The sequence below is a fragment of the Pseudomonas sp. OVF7 genome (assembly GCF_030644265.1).
GTDB lineage: Bacteria > Pseudomonadota > Gammaproteobacteria > Pseudomonadales > Pseudomonadaceae > Aquipseudomonas > Aquipseudomonas gorinensis.
In genome coordinates, this window is record NZ_CP128996.1 from 1,931,384 (window position 1) to 1,956,666 (window position 25,283).

The window sequence follows — 25,283 nt, forward strand, 5'->3', positions numbered from 1 at the left end:
GCTCTGTGCATGACTTTCTTGCGCCCCACCCTGCTGACGCTGGCTTGCCTGCTGGCCTCTCCAGGCTTCGCTGACGACCTGCCGTCACTTGGCGACGCCAGCTCTGCCATTGTCTCGCCACAACAGGAATACCAACTGGGTCGTGCCTGGCTGGCTTACCTGCGCGGCCAGGTCTCACAGCTTAACGATCCGCAGCTCAAGGATTACGTCGAAACCAGCGTGTACAAGCTGGTGGAGACCAGCCAGGTCAATGACCGGCGCCTGGAGTTCATCCTGATCGACAGCCCGCAGCTCAACGCCTTTGCCGCACCTGGCGGCATTGTGGGGGTCAACGGCGGCCTGTTCCTGAATGCGCAGACCGAAGGTGAGTACGCTTCAGTGCTGGCTCACGAATTGGCTCACTTGTCGCAACGCCATTTCGCCCGAGGCGTGGAAGCACAGCAACGCATGCAGATCCCGATGATGGCCGCCCTGCTTGGCGGCATCATTGCTGCCGCCGCAGGTGCCGGCGATGCCGGTATTGCCGCGATCGCCGGCACCCAGGCCGCCGCGATCCAGGAACAACGAAGGTTCTCTCGCCAGAATGAGCAAGAGGCCGACCGTATCGGCATCCTCAACCTGGAAAAAGCTGGTTATGACCCGCGCTCCATGCCGACCATGTTCGAGCGCCTGATGCGCCAATACCGCTTCGACGCCAAGCCCCCTGAATTCCTGCTGACTCACCCGGTAACCGAATCGCGGATCGCCGACACCCGCAACCGCGCGGAGCAAGCCAAGCCCGGTGGCAAGGAAGACAGTCTGCGCTATCAGTTGATTCGCGCACGGGTGCAGTTGCAATACGAAGACACGCCTGGGCTGGCCGCCAAGCGCTTTCAGGCACAGTTGGACGAGAACCCGAAGAACGATGTGGCGCGCTATGGCCTGGCCATTGCCCAGATCAAGGGCACCCAGCTCAAGCAAGCCAGGGAAAACCTGGCCCCGTTGCTGGCCAAGGCCCCCAACGACATCACCTACAACCTCGCGCAAATCGAGCTGGACATCACCAGCAATCACTTGCCGGATGCCCAGCAACGGACCGACCGGATGCTTACCCAGTACCCCGGCAACTATCCGCTGAACCAGGTGCGGGTTGACTTGCTGCTCAAGCAGAACCGCACCGCCGATGCAGAAAAAGCCCTGGACGGCTTGCTCAAGTCCCGCCCGGACGATCCGGACGTGTGGTATCAGGTCGCGGAGACGCGCGGCTTGTCCGGCAACATCATCGGCCTGCATCAGGCTCGCGCCGAGTACTTTGCACTGGTGGGCGATTTCCAGCAGGCGATCCAGCAGCTGGACTTTGCCAAGCGCCGCGCCGGCAACAACTTCCCCCTGTCATCCCGCATCGATGCACGCCAGCGCGAGCTGATCGAGCAGGAACGCCTGGTCAAAGGGATGATGAGTTAAACCCATCGCCCACAAAAAAGCCCCGCCTTCGCTGAACGAAGGCGGGGCTTTTTTATTGGGCTGTGTTACTCAGCCAGCTTGAAGGTAATGAAGCTGGCACGGCCCTGACGCAATACCCGCATCGATACCGTACGGTTCTTCGGCAGCGCCTTGGCGATGTCGGTGAACTGCTTGGTGTTGTCGATCGCCTGATTGTTCAGGTGAGTAATCACGTCACCTGGCTGCAGGCCAATCAACGCCGCAGGGCCGTCCTGGACTTCCTTGATCACCACGCCGCTTTTCAGGTCGAAGGTCTTTTTCTGCTCATCGGTCAGCTCGGCCACGGCAATACCCAGGCGATTGCTGCTGCGTTCGGCGCCCGGCTTGGTGTTACCCAGGGCGTCGAGGGTCGCGCCTTCTTCAGGGATCGCGCCAACGGTCAGTTCAACGTTCTGGCGCTTGCCTTCACGGATCACTTCCAGCTTGGCCTTGCTACCTGCCTTGAGTGCGCCCACCAGGTGCGGCAGGTCTGCCGACATGATGATCGGCTGGCCATTCATGCTCAGGATCACGTCGCCCACTTGCAGGCCGCCTTTGGCAGCAGGGCCGTCGTCCTGGATCTGCGCGACCAGGGCACCCGCCGGTTTGTCGAGGCCGAAGGATTCAGCCAGGTCTTTGTTCACTTCCTGAATCACTACGCCCAACCAGCCACGGCTGACCTTGCCACCGCTTTTCAGCTGGTTGGAAACATCCATGGCCACGTCGATCGGGATGGCGAACGACACGCCCATGAACCCACCGGAACGGGTGTAGATCTGCGAGTTGATCCCCACCACTTCGCCGTTCAGGTTGAACAGTGGACCACCGGAGTTGCCCGGGTTGATCGGCACGTCGGTCTGGATGAACGGTACATAGTTTTCGTTCGGCAGGCTGCGACCGATGGCGCTGACAATACCTTGGGTCACCGTATGGTCAAAGCCAAACGGCGAACCGATTGCCACTACCCATTGCCCTGCCTTCAGGTCCTGGGACTTGCCCAGTTTCAGCACCGGCAGGTCCTTGCCATCGATTTTCAGCAAGGCCACGTCGGAACGAGGATCGGTGCCGACCAGCTTGGCTTTCAACTCACTGCGGTCGGCCAGGCGCACCAGAATCTCGTCAGCGTCGGCAATCACATGGTTGTTGGTGAGGATGTAGCCATCCGGCGAAATGATGAAGCCAGAGCCCAGGGATTGCGCTTCACGCTGACCGCCACCACGGGGGGATCGCTGTTGCGGCGGCATGCCACGCTCAAAGAACTCGCGCAGCATCGGCGGCAAGCCCTCCAGGTCGGGCATCTGCTGGTTCGAGACTTTGCGATCCGGCAATTTCTGCGTGGTACTGATATTCACCACGGCAGGCGAGGCTTGCTCAACCAGTTGAGTGAAGTCAGGCAGCTCGACCGCTTGCGCGGACACGGCCTGACCCAGCACCAATACCGTGGCGACTATGGATAGGTAAGACTTCAAACGTGGTATCGACATACAGCTCCCGTTACGACGAGCAGGGTTGAGCGACAGGGTTCAAAAAACGCCGGAAACTGCGACCGACATCTTTGTTCCGCGAACAAAACAAGGCCAGAGCCGACATGCCCTGACCTATAAAAAACATGAGGGATTTTTGCAAGTGAAAATGCTGATCCGGACATTTCATGTCTCTCGGCAACCAACCTGGCAGGGACTTAGAGTGAAAGGTCAGGATGAACATAAGATTAACGACTCACGGCTTGGTCACTGGCTTTTTATCACCGCGTACCGACAGCGCGATGCGCTCGGCAGTGCCAATCGGGATTTCGCCGACGACCGTCACCATCATTTCTCCCTCCACCGTGTTCAGGCGGCGAGACACAGCAACCGTAGGGCCTAGCTGTGTACGAGTTTCCGACACGCTTACGTCGCTGATCGGCTCAAGAAACACCGAAAAACGCGCCAGCCCATCTTCGTACATCAGGCTATCGACGGTTGCTTTGGTCTGGGTGTCTTTACGGGTACTGCGACTGGTCAACTGAAATCCGGGAGGCAGCCATTCAAGGTGCCAGGCCTCCGTGGCCTCGACTTCAGGCGCCTTGCTGTTGACGACTGCAATAGGCGTGCATTCGCTGCTAGGCTGCAAGTCACGGTCATCTGGCAGGACCGCAGTGTTCAGTCGCGTGAACTGGAAGCGCTCGAGTAATTGGCCCTGGTCATTGAGCAGCAGGGACTTGAGCGGCAAGGCAGTCTCACGGTCCAGATGCAACTCGAACCCATAACGGTATTGGTCGCGCGGGGTGATCGACACAATCACTGCATTACGACCGGCCACGCGAGATTTGCCGATAACGGCCAGTTCGTAGAATTGAGTGAGTTTTTGCGGATCAAGCGTACGCGAAGGCGCGTCACGCGAATTACCAAGACCTGCGACCAATGTGCCACTGACGCACTGTGTCCGGCCATCTACGCGCACGACTTCCTGAGCCGAACCGTCAAGCTGCAAAAGCCGCTCACGGACTTGGCCATCCTGGACACGATGCCAGATGTCATGGGTAGAGAAACTGCCGTTACGCTCGTAGACGAACGTCCCTTGAAAGCTTTGCTGCTGCTCTGCACGCCCAAGTCGAGTCAGCCAGTCTTGGGCTTCATCGGCGTGGGCGGGGAGTGCAAACCAGCCACTAAGCAAAAGCGTAAGGAGCGGTATGGCGCGCATAGGGCTCCTTAACGGTTCAGCGGTTTTCCAGGCTTGCTGCGCGAGCGTATGGCAAAGCGCTTTCAGTGCCTTTCAAGGCCGATTCCTGGGCGTGTTGGCGCAGGTAGCCTGGAAGACGCTGGTCCTGCCAGCCGGATTGCCCTTGAAGAACGCCATTGGCCATTGGGCCAGTGGTTTCGGAGCTTTCCTTGTAGCCGGCCAGTACAGCTGGGCCCTTGACTTGCGGACCGGCCATGACCGGCTGCTGGGTCTGCTGGGCCAGTTCGGCACCGGCGATCTCGTCCTGGTTGTACAGGCGAACACCGGCCAATACGGCAACAGTCACCGAAGCAGCCACTGCCAGACGACCCAGGCTACGCCACGGTCCACGTGCAGCTTTTGCCGGAACGGCTTCATCAGCCAGTGCAGCAGAAACGGCCGCAGCAATATCCAGACGAGGGATTAGGAGATCCTTGTGCATCACCGCCCGAGCAACTTGGTAACGAGACCAGGTGTCACGGGTTTCGGCATCATCAAATGCGTTGAGCACTCGACGAAGTTCCAGTTCATCCGCTTCGTTATCCATCACTGCGGACAGCGATTCCTGCAGGGCATCACGACTCATGGCGGTTCCTCTCTTGGCTGTCGCCGCTGTCTTTAGTTTTCCTGCAACAACGGTTGCAAGGCTTTATCGATGGCTTCCCGGGCCCGGAAAATCCGTGACCTTACAGTCCCCACCGGACACTGCATGACGCTCGCAATGTCTTCGTAACTCAGACCATCGAATTCACGTAAAGTTAACGCCGTACGCAAATCTTCTGGCAGTTGCTGAATTGTGCGATGAACGGTTCCTTCGATCTCGTCGCGCAGCAATGCACGCTCCGGCGACTCGAGATCTTTGAGGCCGTGATCACCATCGTAAAATTCTGCATCTTCTGAACTTACATCACTATCCGGTGGGCGGCGTCCGCGAGACACCAGATAGTTCTTCGCCGTGTTGATGGCGATGCGATATAGCCACGTGTAAAACGCACTATCACCGCGAAAATTGCCCAGTGCACGGTATGCCTTGATAAAGGCTTCCTGTGCAACGTCCTGCGCTTCATGGGTGTCGTGCACAAACCGCACGATCAACCCGAGAATTTTGTGCTGGTATTTCAGCACTAGCAGATCAAAAGCTCGCTTGTCGCCGCGTTGAACGCGCTCGACCAGCTGCTGATCCTCTTCCTGGGTTAGCATGAACACTCCTCGTTGTACTTGAAGGAGGCTTGCATAACTAAACGATCAGGCTTGCAAACATAGACTAGGACTTTTCGCAAAAGTTCTCCCCCTCCAAGCAAGTTTCCGGCATGCACTGATTTGGCACACACGAAAAACGCAGTACGGGCAACGCCGACTGCGCGAATAATCTTGTCGTCGGTTTTCTGACGCGTCCAATGCTCCCGACGGGCCAATAAACTCAACGTTTTCCCAGCTTCCGGGCAACCTGCTATTGAGTCGGGGCTTATGCAAAAAGTTCCCGTTTCAATAACTGGCCGATTTTACCCTGGCCGTGCACCGTAATCTCACATTGCCACGAATGCCCGACTATTGTGCCGCTCCCCCCCTCTATATACTAGTGGCCCGTGTGCCCCTTTGATTCGCCGATCCAGGCGTCCTGTTTGCGCCAATCCTTCGGATCGCTTTTTGCGGAATCCTTCCAATGAGCCAACAGTTTCAACACGATGTCCTGGTGATCGGTAGCGGCGCGGCCGGCCTGAGCCTTGCACTGACCCTCCCCAGCCACCTGCGCATTGCCGTACTGAGCAAAGGCGACCTGGCCAACGGCTCGACATTCTGGGCCCAGGGCGGTGTCGCCGCGGTATTGGACGACACCGACACAGTGCAATCCCACGTCGAAGACACCCTCAACGCGGGCGCCGGCTTGTGCAACGAAGACGCGGTGCGGTTCACCGTCGAGCACAGCCGCGAAGCGATCCAATGGCTGATCGACCAGGGCGTGCCGTTCACCCGCGATGAACACGCGGGGAGCGACGACGGTGGTTTCGAATTCCACCTGACCCGCGAAGGCGGCCACAGCCATCGACGCATCATTCATGCGGCCGATGCCACCGGCGCTGCAATCTTCAAGACCCTGCTCGACCAGGCCCGCCAACGCCCCAACATCGAATTGCTCGAGCAACGCGTCGCCGTCGACCTGATCACCGAAAAACGCCTGGGCCTGGAAGGCGAACGCTGCCTCGGGGCCTACGTACTCAACCGCACCAGCGGCGAAGTCGATACCTACGGCGCGCGTTTCACCATCCTCGCCTCGGGTGGCGCGGCCAAGGTATACCTCTATACCAGCAACCCCGACGGGGCCTGCGGCGATGGCATTGCCATGGCCTGGCGCTCAGGCTGCCGGGTGGCCAACCTGGAATTCAACCAGTTCCACCCCACCTGCCTGTATCACCCGCAGGCCAAGAGTTTCCTGATCACCGAGGCTCTGCGCGGCGAAGGCGCCCACCTGAAACTGCCGAATGGCGAGCGCTTCATGCAACGCTTTGACCCGCGCGCCGAGCTGGCGCCGCGGGATATCGTCGCCCGCGCCATCGACCATGAAATGAAGCGCCTGGGCATCGACTGCGTCTATCTCGATATCAGCCACAAGCCCGAAGCCTTCATCAAGACCCACTTCCCAACGGTCTACGAGCGCTGCCTGGCCTTCAACATCGACATCACCAAGGGCCCGATCCCGGTAGTGCCGGCCGCGCACTACACCTGCGGCGGCGTGGTGGTCGACCAACATGGCCGCACCGACGTACCTGGCTTGTACGCGATCGGCGAAACCAGCTTCACCGGCCTGCACGGCGCCAACCGCATGGCCAGCAACTCGCTGCTCGAATGCTTCGTCTACGCACGCTCGGCCGCGGCGGACATCCTGGACCAACTGCCGCGCATTCCTGTGCCTGCCGCCCTGCCCCGCTGGGACGCCAGCCAGGTTACCGATTCGGATGAAGACGTGATCATCGCCCACAACTGGGACGAGCTGCGGCGCTTCATGTGGGACTACGTGGGGATCGTGCGCACCAACAAGCGCCTGCAAAGGGCTCAACACCGGGTGCGCCTGCTGCTGGATGAGATCGATGAGTTCTACAGCAACTACCGAGTAAGCAGAGACCTGATTGAACTGAGGAACCTTGCTCAAGTAGCGGAACTGATGATCAGGTCAGCCATGGAACGTAAGGAATCTCGGGGTCTGCACTACACGCTGGACTATCCAGAGATGCTGCCAGAGGCGAAGGATACGATCCTTACACCGACCTTTTGAGGCACGTTAGGAGACCTTAGCGTAGCACCATAGGACCCCGTTTTGTAACAGCTTTGGCGCATATTTGTCCCAACGGTGGGGTCCTTATCGCCTGCCCGCAAGGGGCCCTTATCGTGCGCCTGAGCGAGCGTGCGAGGGCCTACGGGGGTAAGCGCGCAGGTTAGCTATGACAGGTGGTCTCAGGGAAATTTGTGTCAGATTCTCAAAGGGCCCCTAACGTATCCGCTACGACCTCACCGACCAGCTCAGCGATAAGCTCGCCATGGGCTGCACCGTAAAGAACCGCAATGGTGCCTACCAGCTTCCAAGTTGCCTTTGAGGTCAACAGGGCCTTAAGGACGGCCAACCATGGTTTCTTGGCGTCCATAGCGGGCTCCTGCGTGGAATGTGAGTTTGAATGTGGGTCATTGCCCTGTGCTTTGCGCGTAGGTACGTGATACGGAATGGGCTCAACTGAAGGTCCAACGGCTTGGATAGACGCTCAGGTCAGCCCACAAGGCCCGTGAAGGGCCCCATGGATACTGCGGGTGTTACGGCTTGGCGACCACACGGGTGATCAGAGGGAAGCTCACGACCGCAGTCTGAAGTTTCTCCGTAGGGTCCGCTGGGTTTGCCAGCTTCAGCTTGACCTTGGCCTGAGCCATAACGTCAGCAATGCCGGTGATCTCGATGTCCCAGCCTTGGATTCCAGCGTTACGGGCAGCATGGATCGACCACACGTCACCGTCATTGCCTTCACGGAACGACAGCGAGGCGAAGCCTTTAGGCAGCATGAATACGCCACGGTTGGTGCCCGAGTAGAACTGAGTACGGCAACCCAACAGGTCCTCAACGTCATCCACACCAGCACGCTGGGCGGCACGTTCAAGAACAGCTTGTTCGGTCATGTGCATCAGCAACACGAAGTCGCTCAAGGAGTTACCCACCGATTGGTTGATGGTCAGGGTCAAGGCGTCGATCCAGTCCTCAGCACGGTCGCGTGGCGAAGTGCCCGCAATGGTGACCTCTTTTTCCTCAGTGCTTGGGGACTTGATCAGGATATCTACAATGGTCGAACCGCAGGCCTTCTCGAAGTCGGCCAGCATCTTATCCATCATCTGTTCCATGCCGTTGCCGGTGAAACCAGCGACCACATGAGCATCCAACAGGGTAAAGCGGTGCGAGAAGAATGCAGCGGTATTGGTCGGCTCGGTGAGGATGAAGTCACCAGCTACAGCCTCGCCTTCAGTCACCAGCGAGTGATCATAAATCGACTGGCGTGGGTCGAATTCGATGTTGCGGTTGACCATATTGACCAGTTGCACAGGGGTCGGCTCGGTGCCACGCGGACGGAACTCACAAGGGATAGCGTCGATAGCGCGTTGGTGCCATTCGCCGCCATTAAAGAATTCGTCGATACCTTTAACAACGGCCTGAGCTACGGCGCTTGCATCAGGGGCACTTGCAGAGGTGGAAGCCTGTGTATTGAAGCGCAGGTCACCGCCATTGCCCCATACAGCCTGCTCGTAAGAGGTCACTGCTTGTGGACGGTCAGTGTGTTCACGATGATCGGTGTTCTTGAAAGAGTTAGGAATGCGAGTAGTCATTTAGGTTCTCCTGAGGCTTTAAAGGAATGGGTTCAAGGAGACGCCAGCAAGGGCCAGCGTCACCAAGGAAATCACAAGGTTGGCTTATTCGAAGTCGCCAGAGGACCACGACGAACGACCATTGGCCGAACGGATAGCGGCACCCATGGCCCGATACTTGTCTTCACGGGCTCGGCGGGCGGCTGCCTTACGGGCGACTTCGAGGGCCGTTTGGTTGTACGAAGCGAAGCGCTCAGCGTGGGCCTTAGCGGCTGCTTCTTGCTTGGCTCGTTCCACAGCAGCGGCTTTATCCGCACGAATGTACGCGGCATAGGCAGCAGGGCTACCTTCGAGGCTCAGCCCAGCTTCAGCGTACTGGCGACCAATGGCAGCGATGGTTGGTTCGTTCTTACCAGCGGTAGCGACCAACATGGTCAGCATGACGCCCTCGGCGTAAGCACGGTTGACGGATTGACCTTGGATTTCCACAGTCTCAGGGGTAACGTTTTGGATATTCAGATTCATGGTTGTGCGTCTCCTATATAGAGACATTGATTCATGGCCTTGCCGCATAGAGGCAACGTAACCAGATGGCAAGGAGTAGCCGCACGGGCCTCTCAAGGTCATGATCAATATCTTCTGGGTTTTGGGTAGGTTGTTCGTGATCACGGGTCTACAGCTTGGCGGGTGTGATCTTGGTGCCGATGGCGGACGGCTATGCGTTAAGCGGGGTTACTACGGTGATCGGTGATCGGGTCAGTGGGATTCGCATGGGCACCATCAGGACCGCATCGAGATGCAGTGTGGTGGTCTGGGTGAACTGCTTCACGAGCACCAGTAGGCCGGGGTGGGCCAGCTTAAGGAGCCCGCAAAGGGCCTCTACGTCAACGCCTTGTTCACCCCTGCGGACGATACGTTCACGGGCGTCACGGTCTCGCCAAATGGTGCGTAGGGTGACCAGTTTGGTTCGACTTGCAGGTGTCGCGAAGAAAGCGTTGAGCTGATCAGAGAAGTTCATAGCGTTTCATCAGCTCAAGGGTATCGGGGTCGTGCTGCTCCAGTGCGGCGCTCTCAGTCTGTTTAGCGCTCCACCATGCCCGACTTGTAGGTCGGCGGTTCTTGCGTGCTTGGTGTGCCTTACGGTGGCGCTCAGCGGTAGCTTGACGGACCTCAAGGGGATGACCCGCAAGCATCATGGACAGAGTGCGAACCAGTCGGGTGCGCTGGGCGCAGGACATGGCGAAGTTCGTGTTGGGCTCGTTGTGGCTCACATTAGATCGCCTCCTTGGTCACACGACCCCAGCGGTCAACACGAGAGGCCTGAGCTGCCTTCTTGGCCTGAGCCTTGCGGCGGTTGCCGTCAGCTACTCCGGTGTTGATAGTCTCTGTGTTGCAAACCAGCCAATCGAGGCCACCGGGCTTGACCCTCCAGCCTTCACGGCTCCCGAAGTCGCTCGATACGGGCACGAAGTGTCCGAGGTCGAAAGCTTTCTTAGGAGGTCGTACAGGGCCGTCAGGCGTACCGAAGCTATCCACGGCACGCACGAAACGCTTGCACGCATGCAGGTACTTAAGGGCCAAAGCGGGGTGCTGAATGCCTGCTACACGGCATGCCTCGGTCCATGTAAGACCAGCGCCAAGGGCCTTCAGGTCGAGGGTCGTAGCCTTGGGCATGTTGGCGTCCAAGAGGGCATCTTTATGGCGCAGTTCACGGACGGCACTGTTACGCATGGCGATGAACGCACGGATGACCATCAGATAAAAATCAGTCGAAACCCACATGGCGTAGGCAATTGCGCCCTCTTCTGTAGCGAGGGTCCCGTTACCGTGGGAGACATGCAAATTTGCATCTTTGATCAGGGCAGCTTGTACAGCATTACGCCACTGACCCGGCTCCCGAACATTCAAGGCCTTGGCGATCTCGTTTAGATTCCACATTCCATCTTCATTCGGCTTGAAGGTTTGACCCTCGATAACAATGGGCAGCAAATCGGCTTGGTTGTCGATGTTCATAGTTGTGTTTTCCTTTTGAATGCTCCCTGAGTCACATCCACCGGCCAACCTCCAAGGCCCCACAACGGGCATCGGCAAGTGGCAAAGGAAGCATTCAGAAAGACTTGGAGTTTACGGGAGTGGCGTGTGATCGCCGTCGCAGGTGGCCGTGGTGTGGGTCATCTGGTTATTGTGGGTGTTTTTAAATTCGTCTCGATTGTGACTGGATGGCCGGATTGGTCACGGTCTGTGGAGACCATCGGAGCTATGCAAATTTGCAGGGCAGTAGACCCGCGCACAAGGTGAACTTAAAGTTACTCAATTAGAACTTAAAGCATTATTCTTTAATAGATTAATCTTATAAGAATTAACACTCTAAGTCCCTTTAAGCTTCTTTATATAAACCTTAAGAGCTTTTATATGGGTCCACAAACCAACTCGGTCCGTGAATCATAAAAGGCCCCTCTAACCGTGCGATCAGAGATAGGAGGCCCAAACCTATCAAGGGTCTATTCACACGAAGTGAACAGACAGAATCGCTACAGTGGTCCTCGATGCTGGACCCGCAGATCCCGTTAGGGCTGCGCTTGGTGGTCGTATCTGTCTGGGTATGAGCCACTGTCCGGATACGCCTTGCCCGCAGAGGGCCACCTTGAAGGGACCTTACGGCATCATTCACAGAGGTCGCCACGTTTCGGGTGGTGTCGCTCTGGTTATTGTGGGGGTTTTTAAATCTTCGGCGAAAGTGTCGCTAACGCGCAGGCTTCAGGACGAAACGAAAACCTACTATCAAAAGGCGATAGGTTACGTTCAGGCCCCAGCGACGACTCCCACCTGTACATAGCCGCCCCAAATTTTTGACACTAAAAAGCATAAGCCGCCTGCAAGCATTAAAATATTTCTGCCCTTCGCATACCAATTGGTCGCACTCACGTAACTTTTCGCCCAACGCTCTGCATTCGCACGTGCTGCCCCCTCATTTATATCCCGAAGTATCTCAAAGCGGATAACCTTGACTGTTCGATCCATTCGCTGAAAAGCACAGAATGTGCTAAACGACAAAAGCAATAGACTTATCAATTGCAGAGTGATGAAATCATACTTCAACGGAGCGAATTTTATAGTCTGCGCAAGATAGGCACTTGACGCCAAAAGCGCAGCCGCTATGAACTGATCATACTTCATAGCAGAGTCTAAATATGTTTTGTATTTATCACTGTAGCCACCCTTCACGCTCACGAGACGATCTCCCTTTATTTAAAAATCAACCACATTTCCGCACATATCTCAACGCTTCAGCTATACCCTTCACTAATGCTGCCGCAATGTCCTATAACGATCAAATACAAGCCCTGAACTGTGCCTAAGTTAGGCGGAACATCCCAAGCATAGACCAAGAAGTCGTGGGTTCAGACGTCTGAGAAAGCCCTAACGAGCGCCTCAGCCATACGACCCACCTCAACGGCGCTCCCAGCCCCATACAGGTCATAACTGATAGACCCCGAAGCATGCCCCAAGATGGACTCAGCGGTTCCCACAGGCACCTCAGCGGCCTTCAAGGCACCGGCCAGCGAGTGACGCAACGAGTGGAAGGTTTGGGTCCGATCAGCGTTCAACGTCAGGACATCTCGTAGAGCCCCATTGAGCACGTTCGAGAACTGACCGGCCCTCAGTGTGAACAACCGGGAGTCTGCCTTATCGACAAACTCAAGGAACGCCTGAAGATCGAAACCGTAAGCGCCATCAGTCAGCGGCACAACACGGAGAGCATTCTTGGTCTTAGCCGTCTTGCCATCGTTCCTGTTGATGTCGATGACCCAGATACCAGCGACCTGTTTAACGTCAGCCTTGGTCAACTGCCTGAGTTCCTCAATACGGGTCCCAGTGATCACCCCAAGGGACAACGCCCAGCGCTGCCAAGCGTCCACTGGAAGCGACTTAGCGTAAGCCATCAGGGCCTTTACTTGATCCTGCGAGAGCGCCTCACGGGAGCTGTCAGCGCCTTTCGTTGGCTTCAGACCCTTATCAAAACTCTTGTCGAGGTATCCGTTATTCACAGCCCAATCCATGACAGTCGATAGCCGGGTCATCAGCTTCTTAACCGTCGAAGGCTTACGGCCCTCAAGGAGCTTGTCCCGAAGGTTCTTCATGTCCTCCCGTGTGTGGGTCTTCATGTCCAAGTCGCCAAGGATCGTGCCGATTGCCTCACACGATGACTTCACGTCCTGCATGGTGCTGTCCTGAATGCTGTCTTTGCGTTCCGCCATGTAGAGCCCAGAGAGGGCCTTGAAGGTCAGACCTGAAAGAGCACTTACAGATAAGGGCAGGGAGAGGGCCATAGACGTGCCACAAGGTTCCCCATTGAGGTCCTTAACGATCTCGACCAGTTTCCCCGACCGGCCCCGCATACGCTCCTGAGAGGCCTCAAGGATCTCAAGGGCCTTACTGACTGCCCGTTGCTGATTGATGCTTAGGGGCAACTGTGCGGACGCCTTACGGAGCGCCAAGTGATGTTCATCGTTGATCATCTCGTAAGCGACCAGTGAACTGTCACCGTGTGCCATCGTCAGGTTGTACTCAGCGATGTCTATAAGGCGCTCACGAAGTTCATCCCAGGGCGCTTCTGGGTTGTCCAAGTGGTAAGCCTTGAGAGTCGAGAGGATGTCGTCGGAGATGGTCATTGCGGTGGCCTTGTCGGTAGTCCTGAGTGACAGCGTGAAGAAGCCCTTAACGGTTCCTTGAGGGCGAAGGCGAAGGTAATAGCGACCAGACCGGCGATAGTGGTACGGCTTGGCGAGCGCAGTTTGTAACAGGTTTGTCCCACTTGGGGAGCGGTGGTTGACGGTCATCGGCTGAAACCCCTGTATCCATTGGGTTTAGCCTCAAAGGGTCGAGTTCTACAGCAACTATAAGGTCAGCCGTGACCTGATCGAATTGCGCAACCTGGCCCAGGTTGCGGAACTGATGATCCGCTCGGCCATGGAACGCAAGGAAAGCCGGGGCCTGCACTACACCCTCGACTACCCACAGATGCTGCCCGAGGCCCGCGACACTATCCTGGTGCCAACCACCTACGGCGGCTGAATTTCAAGCGAACGCGCAGGCGCCGGTGCACATCGGCGCCCTGCGAATCCCTCGGCACGCAGGTCGAACGGACTCGCCACTCCCCCTGCACGCGATAGCGCAACACCACGATCAGCGGTAAGGCCAGGCTGTCCGGGCGCAACTGTACGCTGTGCCAGCCTCGCGCCGCGCTCCACAACTGCCAGCCGTCTTCGTCGCGGCGCAGGCCACGAATCGACGAACGGTGTGTCAGCAGGATATGGCGCGGCACAACCCAAGCCCCATGCGCCAGGCACAGCAAGCCAGCCAGGCTGGAGAACGGTAGGTCGATAACGAGCAAGGCACCCAACGCGAACAGCTGGGCCAGGAGATACACCGCCAGCATCAGCCGTGAGGCCTGCCAGCGGCATTCAAAGCGATTACTTGGGCTGGACACGGTCCAGGATCATCCGAACCATGCGTTGCAGTTCCGGGTCTTCGGACTCTGCGCGCTCCATGAACCAGCCGAACATGTCCTGGTCTTCGCATTCCAGCAGCCGCACGTAACAGGCGCGATCCACCTCGTTGAGAGTGGCGTAAACCTCTTTGACGAATGGCACCAGCAACACATCCAGTTCAAGCATGCCGCGGCGGCTGTGCCAGTAGAGGCGATTGAGTTCTACATCTTCGACCATGGAGCGCTCCTCAAATAGAGCGCAAGTATACAGGCCCGACGGCACCGGAACAGTCGGCTTTGGTCGCCCTTACAGAAACTATCCATTTGCCGGGCGCCCCTCTATGATGCACCCATGACTTTTTGACCTGCGATGACCCATGGCTGACTCTGCTTTTTTCTGCCCCCTGTCCCACGAAGGCGTTCTCGCCGTCCGCGGCTCCGACGCTGCCAAGTTCCTGCAGGGACAACTGACCTGCAACCTCAATTACCTGAGCGACACCCAGGCCAGCCTCGGCGCGCGCTGCACCCAAAAAGGGCGCATGCAGTCGAGCTTCCGCATCCTGTTGCAAGGTGACGGGGTGTTGCTGGCCATGGCGACCGAGCTGCTGGAGCCGCAACTGGCGGACTTGAAAAAGTACGCGGTGTTCTCAAAATCCAAGCTCACCGACGAAAGTGCCGCCTGGGTACGGTTCGGCCTGTCGGATGCAGACGCGGCCCTCGCCAGCCTGGGCCTGGTGCTGCCCACCGAGACCGATAGCGTGGCGCGTACCGAAGCGCTGATCGCCATTCGCGTCTCACCCGGCCGCGCTGAGCTCTGGGTACCTGCCGAGCAGGCAGAAGCCGTGCGCAGCCAATTGAGCGCTCAATTGAAAGAATCAGCCTTGAATGAATGGCTGCTGGGCCAGGTCCGCGCCGGTATCGGCCAGGTGATGGCGCAAACCCGCGAACTGTTCATTCCACAGATGCTCAATCTGCAAGCCGTTGGCGGCGTCAGCTTCAAGAAAGGCTGCTACACCGGCCAGGAAATCGTCGCGCGCATGCAGTACCTGGGCAAGCTCAAGCGCCGCCTGTACCGCCTGAGCCTGGATGCCGCTGAACTGCCCGAGCCAGGCACTCCACTGTTTGCCCCCAGCCACACCAGTGCGATCGGCGAAGTGGTAATCGCAGCAAAAGCACACCAGGGGATTGAACTTCTGGCCGTGTTGCAAGCCGAAGCAGCCGAGAGTGGCGATGTTCATGTAGGCACACTGGAAGGCCCCGGTTTGCAACTGCTTGATCTGCCTTACCTACTCGACCGGGATCGAGAGATCCAGCGCTGATCGCCGTACCCTTTTGCAACACCCTAGAGAGCATGAATGAACAAGCTGGAGGAAAAAGTCCAACAGGCTTTGGTGAAGGCCATCGACAACGATGACCTGGTTCTGCCGACATTACCGGAAGTGGCCCTGAACATTCGTCAGGCCGCTGAAGACCCGGAAATCAGCATCAGCCACTTGAGCAAGGTGATCGGTCGCGACACCGCGCTGTCGGCACGCCTGATCAAAGTGGTCAACAGCCCGCTGCTGCGCGCGACCCAGGAAGTGACCGACCTTCACACAGCCATCACTCGGCTGGGCACCAACTACAGCAGCAACCTGGCTATCGGCCTGGTGATGGAACAGATCTTCCACGCCCGCTCCGATGTGGTTGAACAGAAAATGCGCGACGTATGGCGCCGCAGCCTGGAAGTGGCCGGTGTCAGCTATGCCTTGTGCCGCAACCACAGCCAGCTCAAGCCAGACCAGGCGGCCTTGGGTGGCCTGGTCCACCAGATCGGCGTGCTGCCGATCCTGACCTACGCCGAAGACCACTACGAGTTGCTCTCAGACCCGGTCAGCCTTAACCACGTGATTGACAGCATCCACCCGCAACTGGGGGACAAACTCCTCGGTCGGTGGGACTTCCCGGAGATGCTGGCAAAACTGCCCGGCCAATACCTGGACCTGGAGCGCGACTCTGCCCACCTCGATTACGTCGACATCGTCCAAGTCGCGGTGCTGTACTGCTACCGCGGTACCGATCATCCCCTGGCCGACGTTCCCATCTCCAGCGTACCGGCGATGAAAAAGCTGCAAGTCGATCCTTACAGCGATGCCTTGCGCGCCGAGCTCGATGAAGCGCGCTCGATGTTTGATTGATCAACCGGCGATAAAACTCACCCGCACCTTCAACCCTGCCTGCTCCCCGTCGTGCAAACTGATCTGCGCCAGGTGCGCCCGACAGATCTCGCCGACAATCGCCAGCCCCAGGCCGGACCCCATGCCCTGTTGGCTACGTCGATAGAAGCGTTCGAACACCCGATCCCGTTCATCCAGCGGGATGCCAGGGCCATCGTCTTCCACTTCCAGTACCGCCGGCGCCGTGACCCGCAGGATCACATTGCCGCCGGGAGGCGTATGGGCCAGGGCGTTATCCACCAGGTTGCTGAGCAGCTCATTGAGCAACGTCGGTTCACCGCGCAACCACACCGGCTCATCCGCCTCCAAGGCCAATGCAACCCCACGCGCATGGGCCAACGGCGCCATCGCCATACCCAGTTCACGGGCCAATTGGCTGAGGTCCAGCAACTGCGCGCCGCCTTCGGCAATCGCCCGCGCGCCGTTTTCAATACGGGCCAACGACAGCAATTGATTGGCCAGATGGGTCAGGCGGTCGGTGCCTTGGGCCGCGCTTTCCAGAGTGCTACGCCAGGTCGCAGGGGCGTCGCTGCGCAGGCCCAGTTCAAGGCGGGCCTTGAGCGCCGCCAAAGGGGTCCGCAGTTCATGGGCGGCGTCGGCAATAAACTGCGCCTGGCGCTCGAACTGCCCGCGCAAGCGTTCGGTGAAATGGTTGAGCGAGCGCACCAGCGGGCCAAACTCAAGCTGCACTTCCACCAACGGTAACGGCCGCAAATCATCGGGCTGGCGCTCTTCCACGGCCGTACGCAGGCGCTCCAACGGGCGCAGCGCCGCACTCACGGCAAACCACACCAGTAGCAACGCGCCAATGCCGAGCATGCCCAGGCGCAGCAAGGTGTCGGCCATCAGGCTGCGGGCCATGCTGACCCGGGCTTCATCGGTCTCGGCCACGCGAATTTCCGCCATGCCGTTCATGTTCGGCTCGGAGACAGCCTTGAGCAGGCTGACCACACGCACGGGCTGGCCCTGGTACGTGGCGTTATAGAAGCGCGCCAACGCCGGGTAATCGTCGGTACGCGGCGTGCCGGGTGGCGGGCCGGGGAGGTTTTCATAACCGGAGATCAGCTTCTGGTCGATGTCATTGACCTGGTAATAGATGCGACCGGCGCTGTCGTAGGCAAAGGTGTCCAGGGCCACATACGGCACATTGGCGCTGAGGGTGCCATCCACCTGGGTCAAGCCGGCGGCAATGGTGCGTGCCGAGGCCAGCAGCGTGCGGTCATAGGCGGTGTCGGCGGCTTCGCGACCGTTCCAGTAGGCACTCATGCCGCTGGCGAGCATCAACAGCACCATGAGCAGTGCCAGGTTCCACAGCAACCGCCAGCGCAGGCTGCTGGGCTTATGCATCGCGGGCTTCCAGCAGGTAGCCCAAGCCACGGAAGGTCACGATGGCGATGGGTTGGCCATCGAGTTTCTTGCGCAGGCGGTGTACGTAGATTTCGATGGCATCGGGGCTGGCCTCTTCGTCGAGGCCAAAAACCTGGGAGGCCAGTTGTTCCTTGCTCATGACTCGGCCGGGCCGCGCGATCAGCGCTTCAAGCACCGCTTGCTCGCGGGAGGTCAACGTCATCAGCTCGCCGCCTACCGTGAAGCGGCGGGTGTCGAGGTCATAGACCAGCACACCGCAGGTTTGCTGACGCTCGCCGCCCAGGACGCTGCGCCGCAACAACGCCTTGACCCGCGCTTCCAGCTCCGTCAGCTCAAATGGCTTGGCCAGATAATCATCGGCCCCCAGGTTCAGGCCATGCACGCGGTCCTTCACGTCACTGCGCGCAGTCAGCATCAACACCGGCAGATTTTTCCCACGCGCCCGCAAGCGCGCCAGCACCTCAAAACCGTCCATGCGCGGAAGGCCGACATCAAGGATGGCCACTGCGTATTCCTCACTGCTCAAGGCCAGGTCCGCAGCCACCCCATCGTGCAGCACATCGACAGTCAACCCCGTGCTCTTGAGCGCTTGGGCGACACTTTCGGCCAGTTGCAGATGGTCTTCAACCAGGAGGACACGCATGGATTTCTACCTCGTTCGGGGGTGGTCGGCGCCACGCTTTGCGGGGCAGTTTACAGGCGCGGCCTGGCCTGTGAAGCCCGAAAACATTGAAAGCCAACTGAAAGGTTAGTGAAAGCTTCGCCCTTTAGCATCCAGCCACGGTAGGTCATGCCTGCCGCGCTACCTGATCCGTAGCGACCGAAAAACGCCTCGAAGCGTTTTCGCCAAAATAAGAACAATAACGGAGTGCACAACGATGCTGTCGACACAGCCCCAGGCTTTCCCGCCTGTGCGTTTTTCCCGCCTGACCCACACCGCCCTTGCCAGTGCCGCTGCCTTTGCCGGCTTTTCGCCGCTTAGCCAGGCTGCCTTCTTCGAAGACAGCAGCGCGACCCTGGAAACCCGTAACATGTACTTCAACCGTGACTTTCGCGACGGCACCAGCGCCCAGCAATCCAAGCGCGACGAATGGGCCCAGGGCTTCATGCTCAACCTGCAATCGGGCTACACCGACGGCACCGTGGGCTTTGGCGTAGATGCGCTGGGCATGCTCGGGGTCAAGCTCGACTCCAGCCCCGACCGCACCGGCACCGGCCTGTTGCCCACCCACGACGACGGCCGCGCCGCCAACGAGTACGCCAAGCTGGGCCTGACCGGGAAAATGAAGATCTCCGCCACCGAGCTGAAGATCGGTGCACTGATGCCCGAGCTGCCGATCCTCAAGCCCAACGACGGCCGCATCCTGCCGCAGACCTTCAACGGTGGCCTGGTCACTTCCAAGGAATTCAAGAACCTGGTCTTCACCGGCGGCCGCCTGGACAAAGCCAAGGACCGCGACGATACCAACTACGAGGACATCGCCCTCAACAACAAGAACAGCCGCTTCCTCAGCGGCGCCACCGGCAAGCACTTCAACTTCGGCGGCGTGGACTACAAGTTCGCTGACAAGATCACCGGCAGCTACCACTTTGCCCAGCTCGACGATGTGTACCGCCAGCACTTCCTCGGCCTGGTTGCCGCGCGCCCGATGGGCCCCGGCACCTTCGGCGCCGACCTGCGCCTGGCCGTCAGCGATGACACCGGCAGCGCGCGTGGCGGCAAGATCGACAACACCTCCCTCAACGGCCTGTTCAGCTATGCCCTCAATGGCCATAAGCTCAGCGCCGGCTACCAGCACATGTCCGGCGACAGCGCGTTTCCCTATGTGGATGGCAGCGACCCGTACCTGGTCAACTTCGTGCAGATCAACGACTTTGCCGGCGCTGAAGAGCGCTCCTGGCAGGCACGCTACGACTATGACTTCGCCAAGCTGGGCATTCCCGGCCTGAGTTTCATGAGCCGTTACCTCTCGGGTGACAACATCAAGCTCAAGAACGGCGAGACCGGCAAGGAGTGGGAACGCAACAGCGAGATCAAGTACGTGGTGCAAAGCGGCACGTTCAAGGATGTGGCCGTGCGCCTGCGCAACGCGACTTATCGCTCCAACTATTCAGCCCGTGATGCGGATGAAATGCGCCTGCTGGTCAGCTACAGCGTCGCGCTTTGGTAAGTAGTGCCTGGCAGTAGCCACTCATAACAACAACGACGGAGATAACCATGACCCTTTCATTGCGAAAACTCGCCCTCGCCGCCGGCTGCATGCTGTTCGCTGGCCAACTGCTGGCCGCTGACGAACCCAAGCGCCCGGAATGCATCGCCCCGGCTTCCCCCGGCGGCGGTTTTGACCTGACCTGCAAACTGGCGCAAAGCGCGCTGGTCAACGAAAAGCTGCTGAGCAAGCCGATGCGCGTGACCTACATGCCCGGCGGCGTGGGCGCGGTGGCCTACAACGCGGTGGTCGCCCAGCGCCCGGCGGATGGCGGCACCTTGGTGGCCTGGTCCAGCGGTTCGCTGTTGAACCTGGCGCAGGGCAAGTTCGGGCGTTTCGACGAGAGCGCCGTACGTTGGCTGGCGGCAGTCGGCACCAGCTACGGCGCCATCGCGGTAAAAGCCGATTCGCCCTACAAGACCCTCGATGATCTGGTAAAGGCCCTGAAGAAAGATCCAGGCAGCGTGGTCATCGGCTCCGGCGGCACCGTCGGCAGCCAGGACTGGATGCAAACCGCGCTGATCGCCAAGGCGGCCGGGATCAACCCGCGCGAGCTGCGCTACGTGGCGCTCGAAGGCGGCGGCGAAATCGCCACGGCCCTGCTCGGTGGGCATATCCAGGTGGGCAGCACCGACATCTCCGACTCCATGCCGCATATCCTCAGCGGTGACATGCGCCTGCTGGCGGTATTCTCCGAAGAGCGCCTGGACGAGCCGGAAATGAAGAATATTCCGACCGCCAAAGAGCAAGGCTACGACATCGTCTGGCCAGTGGTGCGTGGCTTCTACCTCGGGCCAAAGGTCAGCGATGCGGACTATGCCTGGTGGAAAGACGCGTTCGACAAACTGCTGGCCTCCGACGACTTTGCCAAGCTGCGTGACCAGCGCGAACTGTTCCCGTTCGCCATGACCGGCCCGGAACTGGACACCTACGTGAAGAAACAGGTGGCTGACTACAAAGTGCTGGCCAAAGAGTTCGGCCTGATCCAGTAATCGCCCCTCTGTGGGAGCGGGCTTGCTCGCGAAAAACTTCAACGATGACGCGTGCTACCTGGATACACGCGGCCTCCTTGCGTTCTTCGTGAGCAAGCTCGCGCCGACAAGAGTCTCCAAGGAGTTTCCAATGCTCTTACAACGCATTTTCGCCGCCATGCTGCTCGTGGCATGCGCCGCGCTGGCCTTGATGGCCTGGCCGTATCAGGCGTCTTTTTCCTACGAGCCCGTGGGACCTCGGGCCTACCCGCTGCTGATGCTCGGGCTGATGAGCCTGGCGCTGATCTACATGCTGTTTCGCCCGCAGCCAACCAAGCACACCGAGGAAGAACCGGCACTGGACCGCGCAACCCTGATCAAGATCGGTGTGTGCGTGACACTGTTGATCGTGTTTGCCACCACCTTCGAATCGCTGGGTTTCATCCTCAGCAGCATGCTGATCGGTATTCCGATGGCGCGCCTGTATGGCGGCCGCTGGGTGCCCAGCATGGTGATCGTCAGCCTGATGGCCATCGGTCTTTATCTGCTGTTCGATAAAGCCATGGATGTTCCGCTGCCCCTCGGCCTGCTCGACGTTCTGGAGAACTGATATGGATACTTTTGGCTATTTGGGCCAGGGCTTCGGCGTTGCGCTGTCCCCCTACAACCTGGTGACCGCGTTGTGTGGCACCTTGATCGGCACTGTGGTCGGCCTGCTGCCGGGCCTGGGCCCGATCAACGGCGTGGCGCTGTTGATCCCCATCGCATTTGCCCTGGGCCTGCCGCCGGAATCGGCGTTGATCCTGCTGGCAGCCGTGTACCTGGGCTGTGAATACGGCGGCCGTATCAGCTCGATCCTGCTCAACATCCCAGGCGAAGCCTCCACCGTGATGACCACCCTCGACGGCTACCCGATGGCCCGCAAAGGCCTGGCCGGCGTCGCCCTGTCGTTGTCGGCGTGGAGTTCGTTCATCGGCGCGTTCATCGCCACCTGCGGCATGGTGCTGTTTGCGCCGCTGCTGGCCAAGTGGGCGATTGCCTTCGGCCCGGCGGAATATTTCGTGCTGATGGTGTTCGCGATTGTCTGCCTCGGTGGCATGGCCGGCGACAAGCCGCTGAAGACGTTTGTGGCGGCACTGATCGGCCTGTTCCTGTCAGCGGTGGGCATCGACGCCAACAGCGGCGTGTACCGATTTACCGGGGATAACATCCACCTCACCGACGGCATCCAGTTCGTGGTGTTGGTACTCGGCTTGTTCTCCATCAGCGAGATCCTGTTGCTGCTGGAAAAAACCCACCGTGGCCAGGAAGCAGTCAAAGCCACCGGACGGATGATGTTCAACCTGAAGGAAGCGGGTTCGGTGTTCGTAGTGAACATTCGTTGCGGCCTGCTGGGCTTCATCATGGGTGTGCTGCCGGGCGCCGGTGCCACCTTGGCCTCGGCCGTGGCCTACATGACCGAAAAACGCCTGGCCGGTGCCAGTGGCAAGTTCGGCCAGGGTGACATGCGCGGCCTGGCAGCGCCGGAAACCGCCATCGGTGCGTCCGCCTGCGGTGCCCTGGTGCCGATGCTGACCCTCGGCGTTCCCGGCTCGGGCACCACGGCGGTGATGATCGGCGCGCTGTCGCTGTACAACATCACCCCAGGCCCACTGTTGTTCCAACAGCAACCAGACATCGTCTGGGGCCTGATCGCTTCGCTGTTCATCGCCAACATCATGCTGGTGATCCTCAACATCCCGATGATCCGCATCTTCACACGCATCCTCGCCGTGCCGAACTGGGCGCTGGTGCCAGTGATTGCCATCATCACCGCGATAGGGGTGTACGCGGTGCACGCCACCACCTTCGACCTGTTCCTGATGGTCGGTATCGGCATCTTCGGCTACATCCTGCGCAAGCTGGACTTCCCGCTGTCGCCGGTACTGCTCGGTTTTATCCTTGGCGGCCTGATGGAGCAGAACCTGCGCCGTGCGCTGTCGATCTCCAACGGCGCGCTGGAGATCCTCTGGTCGAGCCCGATCACCTTTGGCGTGTGGATACTGACCGCCATCATGCTGTTCATGCCGCTGCTGCGTATCTGGCGCAAACGGGCGCAACAGCGTCGTACCGTGGCCGATGTCTGAGGTCACCTTCAAGCAATGGTGGGGAACACCGCTGGTCGGCTTGGCCGGCGGTTACCTGGCCAGCCTGGTGGGCTGGCCTTTGCCGTATATGGTCGGCTCGCTGCTGGCGATTATCCTGGTGCGTTGCCTGACGCCGTGGCAGTTGGCGGAGATTCCCGGCGGGCGCAAATGCGGCCAATGGGTGGTGGGTATCGGCATCGGCCTGCACTTCACCCCACTGGTGATCGAACAGGTGATGAGCCACTTCGGCCTGATCTTCTTCGGCGCGTTGGTCACCAGCCTGTCGAGCGTGGTCAGCGTGTGGTTGATGCGCCGCAGCGGTGAAGACCGCGCCACCGCGTTTTTCTCCAGCATGCCGGGCGGTTCCGGTGAAATGGTCAACCTCGGCGCGCGCAATGGCGCGGTGCTCAGCCGGGTCGCGGCGGGGCAGAGTTTGCGCGTGCTGGTGGTGGTGCTGTGTGTGCCGGCGATCTTCAAGTATCTGCTCGATGGCGGCGCACCGCAGTTTCATCCGGCGCCCGTGAGCTGGGCATGGCTGGCGTTGTTGTTCCCCATCGGCGCACTGGTGGCGTGGGGCTGGCAACGTCTACACCAGCCCAACCCATGGCTGTTCGGCCCGTTGCTGGTGAGTGCGACGGCCAGTGTGGTGTGGGACCTGCATATCGGCTTGCCCGACGGCGGCAGCCAGATCGGCCAATGGCTGATTGGCAGCGGGTTGGGCTGCCACTTCAACCGGCAGTTCTTTCGCAGCGCTCCCTCATTCATGGGCCGCACCTTGATCGGCACGGCCCTGACCATGGCGCTGGCGACATTGGCGGCGCTGGGTTTGAGCGCCCTCACCCAGCTGGACCTGCGCTCGCTGACCCTGGGCATGATGCCCGGCGGGATTGCCGAAATGAGCCTTACGGCCGAGACCCTGCAACTGTCGGTGCCGTTGGTGACGGCCATGCAGGTGATGCGGTTGTTGTTTGTGCTGTTTTTGGCGGAGCCGTTGTTCAGGCATTGGGACCGTCAGCCGGAAACAACCTGAACCTTCAAATGTGGGGGGGGGCTTGCCCCCTCCCACATTCTGGATGTGCTTGGCCCTAGAGCGGCGGTAGACGCCACTCGATCGGGGCCTCGCCATTCTGCTCCAGGAACTTGTTGGTCCTGCTGAAATGCCCGCAACCCAGAAACCCGCGATACGCCGACAACGGCGACGGGTGCACCGAGGTCAGCACCAGGTGTTTGGTCGCATCGATCAGCTTCTGCTTGCTTTGTGCATGGGCGCCCCATAGCAGGAACACCAGGTGCGGCTGGTGCTCGCTGACCACCTCGATAATCCGATCGGTAAAGAACTGCCAGCCCTTGCCCGCATGGGCGTTGGCGTTGGCCCGCTCCACGGTCATGGTGGTGTTGAGCATCAGCACGCCCTGGTCGGCCCAACTTTGCAGGTAGCCGTGGTTGGGGATGTCGATGTTCAGGTCGCGCTTGAGCTCTTTATAGATATTGACCAGCGACGGCGGCGCCGGCACCCCCGGTTGCACCGAGAAGCACAGGCCGTGGGCCTGGCCGGGGCCGTGGTACGGGTCCTGGCCGAGGATCACCACTTTGACCTTGTCCAGCGGTGTGGAGTTGAGCGCGTTGAAGATCAGCGGGCCGGGCGGGTAGATCTCTTTGCCGGCGGCATGTTCCTGGCGCAGGAACTCGCGCAACTGGCCCATGTAGGGCTTATCGAACTCATCACGCAGGGCGTGTTTCCAGCTGGGTTCGAGTTTGATACGGTCGCCTTCAGTCATGTTCGAATTGTCTTGTAAAAAAGAATGAGGCGAACCCTAGGAAAGCCGGCCCTGCTTGTCAATTGATCTGACACACCACCGGCACTTTCCCACGAAGCGATCATACTGATCCTTCACCTTCTCGAT

Annotated in this window: 24 protein-coding genes and 1 pseudogene; 10 read left to right on the forward strand and 15 right to left on the reverse strand. The window is 59.4% G+C overall.

The window, feature by feature from the left end:
- The first annotated feature begins 9 nt into the window (after positions 1-9).
- Positions 10-1,443 (forward strand): M48 family metalloprotease, encoded by a 1,434-nt coding sequence (locus QU606_RS08765; RefSeq protein ID WP_024073996.1) that lies wholly within the window; start codon positions 10-12, stop codon positions 1,441-1,443.
- 65 nt (positions 1,444-1,508) lie between these two features.
- Here QU606_RS08765 and QU606_RS08770 read toward each other — a convergent pair whose 3' ends face one another.
- From QU606_RS08770 to rpoE, 4 genes are all read right to left on the reverse strand, one after another.
- Positions 1,509-2,945: a DegQ family serine endoprotease gene (locus QU606_RS08770; RefSeq protein WP_024073995.1), complete on the reverse strand. Its 1,437-nt coding sequence runs from the start codon at positions 2,943-2,945 to the stop codon at positions 1,509-1,511.
- A 235-nt stretch (positions 2,946-3,180) separates the two neighbouring features.
- The gene (locus QU606_RS08775; RefSeq protein WP_024073994.1) at positions 3,181-4,143 is read right to left on the reverse strand and encodes a MucB/RseB C-terminal domain-containing protein; all 963 of its coding nucleotides are present in this window, start codon (positions 4,141-4,143) and stop codon (positions 3,181-3,183) included.
- Positions 4,144-4,159: 16 nt separating this feature from the next.
- The gene (locus QU606_RS08780; RefSeq protein ID WP_024073993.1) at positions 4,160-4,747 is read right to left on the reverse strand and encodes a sigma-E factor negative regulatory protein; all 588 of its coding nucleotides are present in this window, start codon (positions 4,745-4,747) and stop codon (positions 4,160-4,162) included.
- Positions 4,748-4,779: 32 nt separating this feature from the next.
- Entirely contained in the window at positions 4,780-5,361 is a 582-nt protein-coding gene (gene rpoE, locus QU606_RS08785) for an RNA polymerase sigma factor RpoE (protein WP_003172477.1), read from the reverse strand.
- A gap of 463 nt (positions 5,362-5,824) precedes the next feature.
- Here rpoE and nadB point away from each other — a divergent pair, with 463 nt between their 5' ends.
- A complete protein-coding gene (gene nadB / locus QU606_RS08790; protein ID WP_304998302.1) occupies positions 5,825-7,432 on the forward strand; it encodes an L-aspartate oxidase in 1,608 nt (535 codons plus the stop codon).
- A gap of 202 nt (positions 7,433-7,634) precedes the next feature.
- On the opposite strand, the gene QU606_RS08795 is transcribed toward nadB, so the two are convergent.
- The 6 genes from QU606_RS08795 to QU606_RS08820 form a co-directional block, all read right to left on the reverse strand.
- Positions 7,635-7,799 carry a hypothetical protein gene (locus QU606_RS08795; RefSeq protein WP_304998303.1) on the reverse strand — a complete coding sequence of 55 codons (165 nt, stop codon included), beginning with the start codon at positions 7,797-7,799 and terminating at the stop codon, positions 7,635-7,637.
- A gap of 163 nt (positions 7,800-7,962) precedes the next feature.
- Positions 7,963-9,018 (reverse strand): hypothetical protein, encoded by a 1,056-nt coding sequence (locus tag QU606_RS08800; RefSeq protein ID WP_304998304.1) that lies wholly within the window; start codon positions 9,016-9,018, stop codon positions 7,963-7,965.
- A gap of 84 nt (positions 9,019-9,102) precedes the next feature.
- Positions 9,103-9,522: a hypothetical protein gene (locus tag QU606_RS08805; RefSeq protein WP_304998305.1), complete on the reverse strand. Its 420-nt coding sequence runs from the start codon at positions 9,520-9,522 to the stop codon at positions 9,103-9,105.
- Between the two features lie 747 nt (positions 9,523-10,269).
- Positions 10,270-11,010: a KilA-N domain-containing protein gene (locus QU606_RS08810; RefSeq protein ID WP_304998306.1), complete on the reverse strand. Its 741-nt coding sequence runs from the start codon at positions 11,008-11,010 to the stop codon at positions 10,270-10,272.
- Between the two features lie 789 nt (positions 11,011-11,799).
- Entirely contained in the window at positions 11,800-12,228 is a 429-nt protein-coding gene (locus QU606_RS08815; RefSeq protein WP_304998307.1) for a hypothetical protein, read from the reverse strand.
- Between the two features lie 170 nt (positions 12,229-12,398).
- A complete protein-coding gene (locus QU606_RS08820) occupies positions 12,399-13,838 on the reverse strand; it encodes a tyrosine-type recombinase/integrase (RefSeq protein ID WP_304998308.1) in 1,440 nt (479 codons plus the stop codon).
- A 43-nt stretch (positions 13,839-13,881) separates the two neighbouring features.
- Here QU606_RS08820 and QU606_RS08825 point away from each other — a divergent pair.
- A pseudogene (locus QU606_RS08825) lies at positions 13,882-14,073 on the forward strand (L-aspartate oxidase); the annotation flags it as partial.
- On the opposite strand, the gene QU606_RS08830 reads toward QU606_RS08825, so the two are convergent.
- Both QU606_RS08830 and QU606_RS08835 read right to left on the reverse strand, forming a co-directional pair.
- Positions 14,042-14,488: a protein YgfX gene (locus tag QU606_RS08830; protein ID WP_024073991.1), complete on the reverse strand. Its 447-nt coding sequence runs from the start codon at positions 14,486-14,488 to the stop codon at positions 14,042-14,044. The pseudogene QU606_RS08825 and the gene QU606_RS08830 overlap by 32 nt on opposite strands.
- Complete coding sequence (locus QU606_RS08835) at positions 14,472-14,726, reverse strand: succinate dehydrogenase assembly factor 2 (RefSeq protein WP_069075462.1); 255 nt, start codon at positions 14,724-14,726, stop codon at positions 14,472-14,474. Before QU606_RS08835 ends, QU606_RS08830 begins: the two co-directional genes overlap by 17 nt.
- Before the next feature lie 139 nt (positions 14,727-14,865).
- Between QU606_RS08835 and QU606_RS08840 the strand changes: the two genes are divergently transcribed.
- Positions 14,866-15,807 carry a folate-binding protein YgfZ gene (locus QU606_RS08840; RefSeq protein WP_069075463.1) on the forward strand — a complete coding sequence of 314 codons (942 nt, stop codon included), beginning with the start codon at positions 14,866-14,868 and terminating at the stop codon, positions 15,805-15,807.
- Between the two features lie 36 nt (positions 15,808-15,843).
- The gene (locus tag QU606_RS08845) at positions 15,844-16,665 is read left to right on the forward strand and encodes an HDOD domain-containing protein (protein WP_024073988.1); all 822 of its coding nucleotides are present in this window, start codon (positions 15,844-15,846) and stop codon (positions 16,663-16,665) included.
- Here QU606_RS08845 and QU606_RS08850 read toward each other — a convergent pair whose 3' ends face one another.
- Together QU606_RS08850 and QU606_RS08855 are read right to left on the reverse strand one after the other, a co-directional pair.
- Positions 16,666-18,051 (reverse strand): sensor histidine kinase, encoded by a 1,386-nt coding sequence (locus QU606_RS08850; protein WP_024073987.1) that lies wholly within the window; start codon positions 18,049-18,051, stop codon positions 16,666-16,668. It lies immediately after the preceding gene.
- Positions 18,044-18,715: a response regulator gene (locus tag QU606_RS08855; RefSeq protein ID WP_024073986.1), complete on the reverse strand. Its 672-nt coding sequence runs from the start codon at positions 18,713-18,715 to the stop codon at positions 18,044-18,046. The genes QU606_RS08850 and QU606_RS08855 overlap by 8 nt, the downstream gene beginning before the upstream one ends.
- A gap of 235 nt (positions 18,716-18,950) precedes the next feature.
- Here QU606_RS08855 and QU606_RS08860 point away from each other — a divergent pair, with 235 nt between their 5' ends.
- From QU606_RS08860 to QU606_RS08880, 5 genes are all read left to right on the forward strand, one after another.
- A complete protein-coding gene (locus QU606_RS08860) occupies positions 18,951-20,243 on the forward strand; it encodes an OprD family porin (RefSeq protein ID WP_069075464.1) in 1,293 nt (430 codons plus the stop codon).
- A 41-nt stretch (positions 20,244-20,284) separates the two neighbouring features.
- Positions 20,285-21,274: a tripartite tricarboxylate transporter substrate binding protein gene (locus tag QU606_RS08865; RefSeq protein ID WP_172831377.1), complete on the forward strand. Its 990-nt coding sequence runs from the start codon at positions 20,285-20,287 to the stop codon at positions 21,272-21,274.
- A 130-nt stretch (positions 21,275-21,404) separates the two neighbouring features.
- On the forward strand, positions 21,405-21,863 hold the full coding sequence (locus QU606_RS08870; RefSeq protein WP_024073982.1) for a tripartite tricarboxylate transporter TctB family protein: 459 nt from the start codon (positions 21,405-21,407) through the stop codon (positions 21,861-21,863).
- A gap of 1 nt (position 21,864) precedes the next feature.
- On the forward strand, positions 21,865-23,379 hold the full coding sequence (locus QU606_RS08875) for a tripartite tricarboxylate transporter permease (RefSeq protein ID WP_024073981.1): 1,515 nt from the start codon (positions 21,865-21,867) through the stop codon (positions 23,377-23,379).
- A complete protein-coding gene (locus QU606_RS08880) occupies positions 23,372-24,409 on the forward strand; it encodes an AbrB family transcriptional regulator (protein ID WP_304998309.1) in 1,038 nt (345 codons plus the stop codon). Before QU606_RS08875 ends, QU606_RS08880 begins: the two co-directional genes overlap by 8 nt.
- 55 nt (positions 24,410-24,464) lie before the next feature.
- On the opposite strand, the gene ung is transcribed toward QU606_RS08880, so the two are convergent.
- Entirely contained in the window at positions 24,465-25,157 is a 693-nt protein-coding gene (gene ung, locus QU606_RS08885) for a uracil-DNA glycosylase (RefSeq protein WP_024073979.1), read from the reverse strand.
- Positions 25,158-25,283 lie beyond the last annotated feature (126 nt).